The sequence below is a fragment of the Reinekea sp. G2M2-21 genome (genome assembly GCF_015687175.1).
In the GTDB taxonomy this organism is placed as follows: Bacteria; Pseudomonadota; Gammaproteobacteria; order Pseudomonadales; family Natronospirillaceae; genus Reinekea.
Genome location: NZ_JADPQG010000009.1, coordinates 172,501 through 182,919 on the forward strand (window position 1 = coordinate 172,501; position 10,419 = coordinate 182,919).

General features: G+C 48.8%; 6 protein-coding genes and 1 other annotated feature. Of the genes, 4 read left to right on the plus strand and 2 right to left on the minus strand.

Translation table 11 applies throughout. The features are described from left to right. Window positions 1-169: 169 nt before the first annotated feature. Window positions 170-1,927 (minus strand): M3 family oligoendopeptidase, encoded by a 1,758-nt coding sequence (locus IYN85_RS23295; RefSeq protein ID WP_196161366.1) that lies wholly within the window; start codon window positions 1,925-1,927, stop codon window positions 170-172. 516 nt (window positions 1,928-2,443) lie between these two features. On the opposite strand from IYN85_RS23295, the gene gltB reads away from it, so the two are divergent. The 3 genes from gltB (at window position 2,444) to IYN85_RS23310 (ending at window position 9,214) form a co-directional block, all read left to right on the plus strand. Then, on the plus strand, window positions 2,444-7,060 hold the full coding sequence (gltB, locus tag IYN85_RS23300) for a glutamate synthase large subunit (protein ID WP_196161367.1): 4,617 nt from the start codon (window positions 2,444-2,446) through the stop codon (window positions 7,058-7,060). Window positions 7,061-7,070: 10 nt separating this feature from the next. Continuing rightward, the gene (locus IYN85_RS23305) at window positions 7,071-8,561 is read left to right on the plus strand and encodes a glutamate synthase subunit beta (protein ID WP_196161368.1); all 1,491 of its coding nucleotides are present in this window, start codon (window positions 7,071-7,073) and stop codon (window positions 8,559-8,561) included. After that, window positions 8,513-8,630, plus strand: a sequence feature (ribosomal protein L10 leader region). It overlaps the preceding gene by 49 nt. A gap of 335 nt (window positions 8,631-8,965) precedes the next feature. Further along, window positions 8,966-9,214, plus strand: a complete 249-nt coding sequence (locus IYN85_RS23310) for a hypothetical protein (RefSeq protein WP_196161369.1) — start codon at window positions 8,966-8,968, stop codon at window positions 9,212-9,214. Between the two features lie 45 nt (window positions 9,215-9,259). On the opposite strand, the gene IYN85_RS23315 is transcribed toward IYN85_RS23310, so the two are convergent. After that, entirely contained in the window at window positions 9,260-10,123 is an 864-nt protein-coding gene (locus IYN85_RS23315) for a hypothetical protein (protein ID WP_196161370.1), read from the minus strand. 136 nt (window positions 10,124-10,259) lie between these two features. On the opposite strand from IYN85_RS23315, the gene IYN85_RS23320 reads away from it, so the two are divergent. Beyond that, window positions 10,260-10,419, plus strand: a 160-nt coding sequence (locus IYN85_RS23320; protein ID WP_196161371.1) for a transposase, incomplete at its 3' end; no start/stop codon positions are given.

The window sequence follows — 10,419 nt, forward strand, 5'->3', positions numbered from 1 at the left end:
GTTAGTGCGACTCGGGACAGTGCCTTTGAATTCGTTGCGATGTATCTGTCATTGCAGCCAAAGCAGAAACAATGAAGTCACGAGTGACTCCTGTTGAAACGTATACTCTCCATTGCTTACTGCTTTAACATTTCCAACTGAACTGAAAAAGTTCAACGACTAAAAGACATCAAATAACCTTCGCAAAAGCCTCCATGGCGTTGTCGACTATCGCGAAGGAATCACGCCAGAAATCGGCATCACGAATGTCACGCTGTAAGTGTTTTTCGACGCACTGTTCGGCGGTCATCCGGCCGGTATCCTGCAGCAGCGCTCGGTATGCGAGCCGGAAGTTTTCGCCTTGTTTGTCTTTTTGTGCATACACGCCCAGCGCAAACAGATAACCGAACAGGTACGGATAATTATAAAAACCAATTTCGGCGATGGAGAAATGCAGTTTACTGGCCCAAAACATATCGTCATATTCTGAGACGCTGTCTTCATACCAGGCTGCCCATGCGTCGGACATTAAAGAACGCGCTTTGTTGGCCGATACTTTGCCGTTTTTACGTGCTTCGACAAAGTTCTTTTCAAACTCAAAGCGAGCCGGAATGTTGATAAGCAAGGCCGCGGCAGACTCGGCTTCTTGCCACAGAATATCGCGTTTCAATTGGTCTGTACCGGCCCGCTGTAACAACGCTTGCCGCACTAGTGTTTCTGCGAAAATGCTGGCGGTTTCGGCCAGGGTCATCGGGTATTGTTTGGCGCTGAAGGGAATATCGCGCATGACCCAGGCGTGCCACGCGTGTCCTAATTCGTGAGCTAACGTCAGTACGTTGCCCATACTGCCGTCGTAGGTCATGAATACTCGCGGTTCACCTGCGGCAAAAAACTCTGTGCAAAAGGCACCGGTGGCTCGGTTCGGTGTGGGTTTGGCATCAATCCAGCCATGCTCGTGCATGCGTTGTACAAAGTTGGCCATGTCCGGGTCGAATTCTGCGAACGCCCCTTTAATGATGTCGAGCGCTTCTTCGTAAGGAATCGGTTCTGCCTCTGATGTACCATCGGACTTTGGGGGCGCCATTAAATCCCAGGGTTTGCCATCGGCAATGCCGTTCCATTGTTGCATGAGACGAATGGCTTTCTGACCCACCGATTTTTGTTCATCGGCGGTGTTCATTAACGCGTGCAAGGTGTCACGGGTAATGTGACTTTGATGACAGGCAACGTCCAGATAATGCAATTCCTGTTTGCCAGACCGACGTTGAAATTCATTCAGGCGCCAACCGTTAATGGCGTTGAGTCCGGCTACCACAGAGTCCTGATTTTCCGCCCAGGCGCTGCGAATACCGTTGAACGCAGCTTCTCTTAAGGTCCGGTCCGCAGACATGGTCATGTTGAACGCACTCGCTAGCCCAACGGTTTCACCATTAATGTCGCAGCGCAAAGTTCCGGCGAGTTTCGAATATTGCTCACCCCAAGCGTGCAAACCGTCAACGGCCATTTTTTGCAGCAGCGTTTCTTCGGCAACCGATAAACGATGAACTGCCATGGCACGTTTGTGTTGCAGTTTGAAATGGAAAGGCGCGAGCGCTTCTGATTGCACTAAGGCGTTGAAGTCGACATCGGTCAGTTGCATTAAATGATCGTAAAGTGGCTCAGCAATCTGCTCCAATTCAGCAATGGCTTGATTCGCTTTGGCCTCTAATTGTTCGGCCTGTTCATTGGCGGAATCCACCACGCGGATTAACGCCGCAAATGTGGCAATGTCCATCAGCGTAATCAGATCACCGTCATAGGCATTCAGCCATTGCGCCATGTCGTCCGCGCTGGTCAGCTGATTGACTTGGCGCTTCAGAGTCTCTTCATTGGCTTGAACACGTCTGAAATCGTTTTCGATTTTGGGGTCATTTAGACCACTGTAAATATTATTGTTATCAAATTGCATGGTATTTGGGCTCTTCGAATTCGGGATTTTGCCTATTTTGTGCCTTAAATGCCCTTACTGCAAAAAATGAAAGGAAGTCTCGCAGAAAAATCACCTTTGTCTGGGCAAATTGCGCTACGGCTTTTGGCATGAGTTTCTCAGCTAACCTGGGTGATTGGTTGTCTTCGTCAAAGCCTTTAATTATCTGGCTTTGCTCGTGGGTATGTTTATTAATGTGACTCGGTGGTCAGGAAAATAAGTGCGGTTTTAAGTAAAAATACCGGTGTTTTTGCTGATCTGTGTGCCGGTTCACAACATTCTTGCATTGCCTCCGGCATCTGAATCATTACTATGCCAGTTTCGAGAATTTACATCGCATTTTCATCGATGCGACACATTGGTCGGGAATGATCAGAAAACAAGCGTTCCGATCTCTCCACGACCTGTAGGTACCCCGGACTCGTAGCTGTTAAGTTCCGCACTTCATAACGATGTGAAGTGGTTCGGCGTATGAACGTAATGAATTGGAAGAATCACATGAAAAAGCAACACCCTGGTCTGTATCGACCCGAATTTGAACACGATGCCTGTGGAATTGGATTTGTCGCACACCTGAAAGGGCGAAAATCCCACGACATTATTGAAAACGCACTGACGATGCTGACCACCATGGAGCATCGTGGCGGAACCGGGGTAGATATTAACAGCGGCGACGGCGCCGGTGTCCTCATTCAGATTCCACACGAATTACTCAGCGACGAAACCGAAAAACAAGGCATTTCCTTGCCAGCGTTTGGTGAATACGGTGTCGGTATGGTGTTTTTTCCCGCCGATGACAGCAAACGTGAAGAATGCCGCGCAGTCTTGGAACGCAACATCAGTAAGCTCGGCTTAAAATTGCTGGGTTACCGTGTTGTACCTTGCGACAACAGCATGATCGGCCAGACGGCCAAAGATCAGGAACCACAAATTGAGCAGGTGTTCGTGCAGAACACCAATTGCAAAACGCAACAACAGTTTGAACGCAAACTGTACGTGTTGCGCAACTACACCACGCACATCGTGCACGAAACGGTCATGAACATTGGCGAAGATTTTTATATCGCGTCCATGTCCTCACGCACCATTGTCTATAAAGGTCAGCTGACGACTGCGCAAGTGCGTCAATACTATCTGGATTTGCAGGATGAGCGTTCGGTCTCTGCATTGGCGATGTTCCATTCACGTTTTGCCACCAACACGTTCCCGCATTGGCGCCGCGCGCAACCGTTCCGGTATTTGTCGCACAACGGCGAAATCAACACCGTCAAAGGTAATATCAACTGGCTGGAAGCGCGTCAGGCTCTGTTTGACTCGATCAATTTCACCAGCGAAGAAATGGACATGTTGTTGCCGGTTTATGACCGCAGCATGTCGGACTCCGCCAACCTGGATATGATGGTTGAGCTGCTGGTGTTGTCTGGTCGGCCATTAGCGCAAGCAATGATGATGGTCGTGCCTGAAGCCTGGCAAACACAGGAAGACATGGATCCGGTTAAGCGTGCGTTTTATGAATACTACGCGTGCATAATGGAGCCGTGGGATGGTCCGGCATCCATATCCTTTACCGACGGTAATGTGATTGGTGCCACGTTGGACCGAAACGGGCTGCGTCCGTCCCGCTACTGCGTCACCGACGACGGCATGGTAGTGATGGGGTCGGAAACCGGCGCCTTGATTGTTGATCAATCTAAAGTTATTGAAAAAGGCCGTTTGCAGCCGGGTAAAATATTTATCTGTGACCTGAACGAAGGCCGCATCATTTCCGACGATGAAGTGAAGAAAGACATCTGCTCTCGTCAGGACTATCTCGGTTGGGTTGCTCAGGAAAAAATCGTCCTCGATGAACTGCCCACACCTGAAGTGAAGGTTGAGCATCCGTTGCTCAGTAACCTGCAAAAGCGTCAACGCGCGTTTGGTTACACCAGTGAAGACTTGAACCTGATTCTGGCTGACATGGTTGGCAGCAAGAAAGAACCGTTGGGCTCCATGGGCACCGACACGCCGTTCGCGATTCTGTCGGATCGACCACAGCATTTGTCGCACTACTTCAAGCAGTTGTTTGCGCAGGTAACCAACCCACCGATCGACCCGATCCGCGAAGAAATGGTCATGAGTTTGCGTACCTATATTGGTGGCGACCTGAACCTATTGGAAGAGTCGGCTAAGCACTGTCATAAACTCGAAATCAAACAGCCGGTGCTGAACAACGAACAGCTGATGAAGCTGCGTTACATTGACCACGCGCATTTCCAAACCCGCACCATTCCAACAACGTTCCGTGCGACAGGTCAGCCTGGCGAACTGGAACGCGCGCTGCAACGTATTTGCCGTTACGCCGAAGATGCCGTTCACGATGGCTTCCAGATTATTCTGCTCAGCGACCGCGATATCGATACCGACCACGTCGCGATTCCGTCTGTGTTGGCAACGTCCGCTGTTCACCATCACTTGATCAAAGCCGGTCTGCGCGCCGATTGCGACATAGTGGGAGAGTTTGGCGACGTTCGTGAAACGCATCACTTTGCCACAGTGTTGGGCTTTGGTGCTTCCGCCGTGAACCCGTACATTGCCATTGAAACATTGATGGAACTGCGCAACGACGGTGTAATTAACGCAGAGCTGACAGACCAGCAAGTGTTTGATGCTTATGCGAAAGCGGTTGATTCTGGTTTGCTGAAAATTTTCTCCAAGATGGGGATTTCCACGTTACAGTCTTACCAGGGCGCGCAGATTTTTGAAGCGCTGGGTATTAAGCAGGAAGTGGTCGACAAATATTTCACCGGAACGGTTTCTCGTATTGAAGGTATCGGGCTGGATGAAATCGCGCAGGAAAGTTTAACCAAGCACCGCGCCGGTTACCCATTGGAAGATCGCATCTTCACCGAAGAAGTGCTGCCAAGTGGCGGTGAGTACGCGTGGCGTCACGATGGCGAACGTCACCTGTTCAACCCCACAACGATTCGTTTGCTGCAACACGCGACGGAACAGAACGACCCAGAGCAGTTCAAAGAATATTGCCGCAACGTAGATGACCAGTCGAAAGATCTGTTCACGCTGCGCGGCTTATTGAAATTCAAGTCGGATCGGCCAGCAATCCCGCTGTCCGAAGTTGAATCGGTCGAGAGTATTTTTAAACGTTTCGCGACAGGCGCGATGTCCTTTGGTTCTATTTCCTGGGAAGCGCACACCACCTTGGCGATTGCGATGAACCGCATTGGTGGTAAGTCCAATTCCGGCGAAGGTGGTGAAGATCCGATTCGCTTCACGCCGCTGGATAACGGCGACAACATGATTTCGAAAATCAAACAGGTTGCGTCTGGCCGTTTTGGGGTGACCAGTCATTACCTCACCAACGCGGAAGAACTGCAGATTAAAATGGCTCAGGGGGCCAAGCCTGGTGAAGGCGGTCAATTGCCTGGTCATAAGGTCGACGGATGGATCGGCAAAACCCGTGGCTCCACGCCGGGCGTGGGTTTGATCTCGCCACCACCGCACCACGACATTTATTCGATCGAAGACTTAGCACAGCTGATTTACGATCTGAAAAACGCCAACCGCGACGCGCGCATCAACGTGAAGCTGGTGTCGGAAGCCGGTGTCGGCACCATTGCCTCAGGCGTGTGTAAAGCCTACGCCGACGTCGTACTGATTGCTGGTCACGACGGTGGTACCGGTGCTTCGCCGATATCCTCCATCAAGCACGCGGGTTTACCGTGGGAGCTGGGTCTGGCTGAAACGCACCAAACCTTGGTTCAGAATGGTCTGCGTTCACGCATCACTGTTCAGGCCGATGGCCAGATGAAAACACCGCGTGACCTTGCCATTGCCACCTTACTGGGTGCCGAGGAATGGGGTATCGCCACGGCCGCTCTGGTGGTGGAAGGCTGCATCATGATGCGCAAGTGCCACCTGAACACTTGCCCGGCCGGTATTGCCACACAGGACAAGCGTCTGCGTGAACGTTATAAGGGCAAAGTCGAAAACGTCGTGAATTTCTTCACTATGATGGCGGAAGGTCTGCGTGAAATCATGGCTGATCTGGGCTTCCGTTCTATTAATGAAATGGTGGGGCAGTCTCAGTGTCTGGAAGCGCGAAGTGACGTTGACCATTGGAAATACAAGCACGTAGATTTGTCGCCGGTACTGCACAAACCTCAGCAGATGTTTGATACCGATACGTTGTACCAATCCATCGGCCAGAAACATCAGATCGATGACATCATTGACCGTCGCATGATTGAAGACGCGGTAAAAGCGTTGGAAGGACAGGAAGCGGTGCAGTTGAGTTACGACATTCGCAACGTGGATCGTTCAGTCGGGACCATGCTCTCAAACGAAATATCCAAGCGTTACCACGCCGATGGTTTACCGGAAGACACCATCAACGTGAAATTCAAAGGTTCTGCCGGTCAGAGTTTTGCTGCCTTCACCGCGAAGGGTGTGAGCTTTGAACTGGAAGGCGACGCTAACGACTATTTTGGTAAAGGTCTGTCCGGTGGCTCTTTGGTGGTTTACCCCGATAAGACCGCACCGTTCGCACCGAGTGAAAACATTGTCATTGGTAACGTGGCCTTCTTTGGTGGCACCAGTGGTACTGCGTTTATCCGCGGCCGCGCTGGCGAGCGTTTCTGCGTGCGTAACTCAGGTGTGACTGCTGTTGTCGAAGGTGTGGGTGATCACGGTTGTGAATACATGACCGGCGGTTGTGCCGTCATTCTTGGTTCTACCGGTCGTAACTTTGCGGCGGGTATGTCTGGTGGTGTCGCTTACGTGCTGGACAGCAAGAAAGACTTTGCCGCCAAGTGCAACATGGAAATGGTCGCTCTGGAAACCTTGAGCGAAGAAGACGGCATGCGTCTGAAAGCCCTGTTGGTGAAACACGCAGCTAAAACCGGATCGGATGTGGCCGAAGCGCTGCTGGCCGACTGGGACAATGCATTGACCCAGTTTGTGAAAGTTATGCCGACCGATTACAAACAGATTCAGCAGTTTATGCAAATGGCCCGTGAGTCTGGCAAGTACGAAACCGAAGATGAGATTTCATCCGCGGCATTCGACATGCACATTGAATCACTGAAGAAACCCAAGCAAAAAGCAGCGGCCAAGGTCTAAGGAGAACGAGATGGGAAATCCTACAGGTTTTATCGAAATTTCACGTCAATTACCCGAAGACCGTGATGCAAAAGAACGCTTGATTGATTGGCAGGAAGTGCACGAGCACATGCCAGAAGAAGGCATTAAGCAGCAAGCCTCGCGTTGTATGGATTGCGGTGTGCCATTCTGTATGTCTGGTAAGTCACAGTATGCGCCGGTGGTTGCCGGTTGCCCCGTGAACAACCTGATTCCGGAATGGAATGATTTAATCTACCGTGGGCGCTGGAAAGAAGCGTTACAGCGTTTGCACGCCACCAACAACTTCCCGGAGTTTACCGGGCGCGTTTGTCCGGCACCGTGTGAAGGTTCGTGTGTGTTAGGTATTAATGCCGACCCAGTCACCATTAAGCACCATGAAGTCAGCATTATTGAGCGCGGCTTTGAAGAAGGTTGGGTGCAACCGAACCCACCAAAGCAACGTACCGGGAAAACCGTGGCGGTAATCGGTTCTGGTCCGGCTGGTTTGGCAGCGGCAGCACAGCTGAACAGCGCCGGCCACCTGGTAACCGTGTATGAACGTGCTGATCGCATTGGTGGCTTGCTCATGTACGGTATTCCGAATATGAAGCTGCAAAAAGAAATTGTGGAGCGCCGCGTGAACATTATGTTCGAAGAAGGCGTCACCTTTGTTACCAATACCGAGATAGGTAAAGACATTTCCATGCAGCGATTGTACGACGATTTCGACTCCGTCGTGATCGCTACCGGTGCAACCGTTCCGCGTGATTTGCCCGTTGAAGGCCGACAGGCAAACGGCGTGTATTTTGCGATGGAATTCCTCGGTAAAAATACCAAGAGCCTGCTCGATTCTGAACACCAAGACGGCCAGTTCATTAACGCCAAAGACAAAAATGTTGTCGTGATTGGTGGCGGTGATACCGGAACCGACTGTGTGGGTACCGCACTGCGTCATGGTTGTAAATCGGTTGTGCAATTAGAGATTATGCCGCAACCCCCACAAAGCCGTCAGAACAACAACCCATGGCCACAGTGGCCAAAGCGTTTGTTGGTGGACTACGGGCAGCAAGAAGCCGTGGCGGTGCAAGGGCAAGACCCGCGCGATTACCTGGTTATGACCAAGCATATCGAGCAGGATGCCAACGGCAACGTAAAAGCGGTGCACACGGTTAACATCGAATGGAAGAAAAACCCTGAAGGGCAGATGATTCCACACGAAGTGCCCGGCAGTGAAAAAGCCTACCCGGCAGATCTTGTGTTACTGGCCATGGGCTTTATGGGGCCGGAAGCCAAAATTTTGGATGACCTCGGCGTTGAGAAAGACCCACGCTCAAACGCGAAAGCGGAATACGGCGAGTTTGCCACCAGTGTGGATGGTGTGTTTGCCTGTGGCGACGCCCGTCGTGGTCAGAGCCTGATTGTTTGGGCTATCAACGAAGGCCGCGGTGCTGCACAGCAAGTGGATAAGTTCTTAATGGGTAAAACCTACTTGCCGAAGTAAGTTTTTATTTATTTAGAATGAGTGTTTGAAAAGCGCCTCCGGAGACGGAGGCGCTTTTTTTTCGAATTTAAGCCACCTAGCATCTTCGTTCCAGTTCCTTGGTGGATCTATATTTACGTTTTTTTAAATTAGTAGTTGATACGTTTGTCGCATTCTCCACAGTGGTCTACATCAGACAATTGGTGAAGAGGTTGCGAACCCTATGACTCGGTTCATGTTTTTAATCGCTTTATGTCAAGTGTCAGCAAAAAAAACTTGCGAACGAAAATGAGCGGGCACCTAAGTGATGAGAATTCTAAAAAAGTGACCAACTCAGCAAGGTTTGGTGTAGGATTCTGTTTTGTTTCTTAGGGTGTCCGTCCATTTATTTCAATCTATAATTCAAATACTATCTGGTAACGACTATGAGCATTTTAAGTGCCTATTATGTAACTATCCTTACTGCCTTAAAAATAGTTGGCTATTTAGGTTGTATAGTAATGCCTCTATTTTTGGTTCTATTAATAATTGTTACGCTTGGTTTTGATATCGGTGATGCAAATTTCCCGATATGGACGATATTGATTATTTTACCTATCCTTGCAGTTAGTTTCCTCATGGCAAGAATCAAACCAAAGCACGTCGCAAAGTGGCTATCGGAAATAAGCCATTAAATCAAAGAAGCCAGAGTAGCGTAAATGGACAGGCTTCCTTAGCATTTAGAGAATCTCTTCCAATAAATTTCGCTTTAAGATCTCCCCCAATCGAAAAATGATATGCATCGAAGCTTTTTCGTCAATTGAAGAAAAAGCTTTGTTTGCCGAAATATATGAGTTTAATTCTGATATACCAGATACATTAATACTATTACCCGTTAAATTCTCTACCAATGACAAATAGCCCAAAATTTCTGCTGGGAAAACAGTGTAAGGCAAATAACCTGCCGGTTCATCCATGTCACTATTCTTGGGTCTCGAAGGTCCTGCCGCTCTTTTGCAATAAGAATCATAAAGCGATTGCAGAGAAAGTGACTCGTATTCATTTGTAAAATATGGACTGTATTTATTTCCAAATCGAGTCCTGAATGTCAAGACCCCTGACTTTCGACTGTGAATCATATTTTCTAAAAATTCATGAAACAATTCAGATCTATTTTCTACGTACAATCGTCCCTTTTGTTCACGATCAATAATATGTCTAAACAACAATGCCTCTAACTCAGTTCTCCCAAGAAACAAACTCAGATACCAAAGTTGAACCAAATGCCTTTCCGTAAAAACATTGACATTTGAGTCAACCCAATCAGAGTCTCGATGCCATAGCAGAATTGCATGCACTAAAGCCAAACTATCAGATAGCCATTGAAAACTTCCTTCTAGCAAGAATTGATTTACTGCAAATCCATTTAGGTGAGTAACAACCCAATCTGTTGCTCTACCTAATACATTTCCGCGAAGCAACGGATTTTCATTAAAAACATATTTGTCACATTTCTCTATTCTCTCTAACGCTAACGTTTCATAATTCTTCCTGGCGTAGAATACTAGAGCGTTCTGTTTTAGTATCGTCGTAGTGTCTGGCATAATTTAGAACCTTTATTTCATCTTTTTGTTCTTTCATTTGAAAATCTATCTTCACGCGATTTAGCATATGGCAAACCCCTAGTATTATAGACACCTGTTAGCGTTACAATAGCGCAAAACGATAGGTAGTCATATTATGAGCGGTATACGCTACACCGAAGAATTAAAGATTGAAGCCGTCAAGCAAGTCACAGAACGTAACTACAAGATTAGCGAGGTTGCTGATCGATTAGGTGTGACCACTAAAAGCCTTCACGACTGGATAAAGAAGTACGGTGACTCCAGCTCTCAGCATT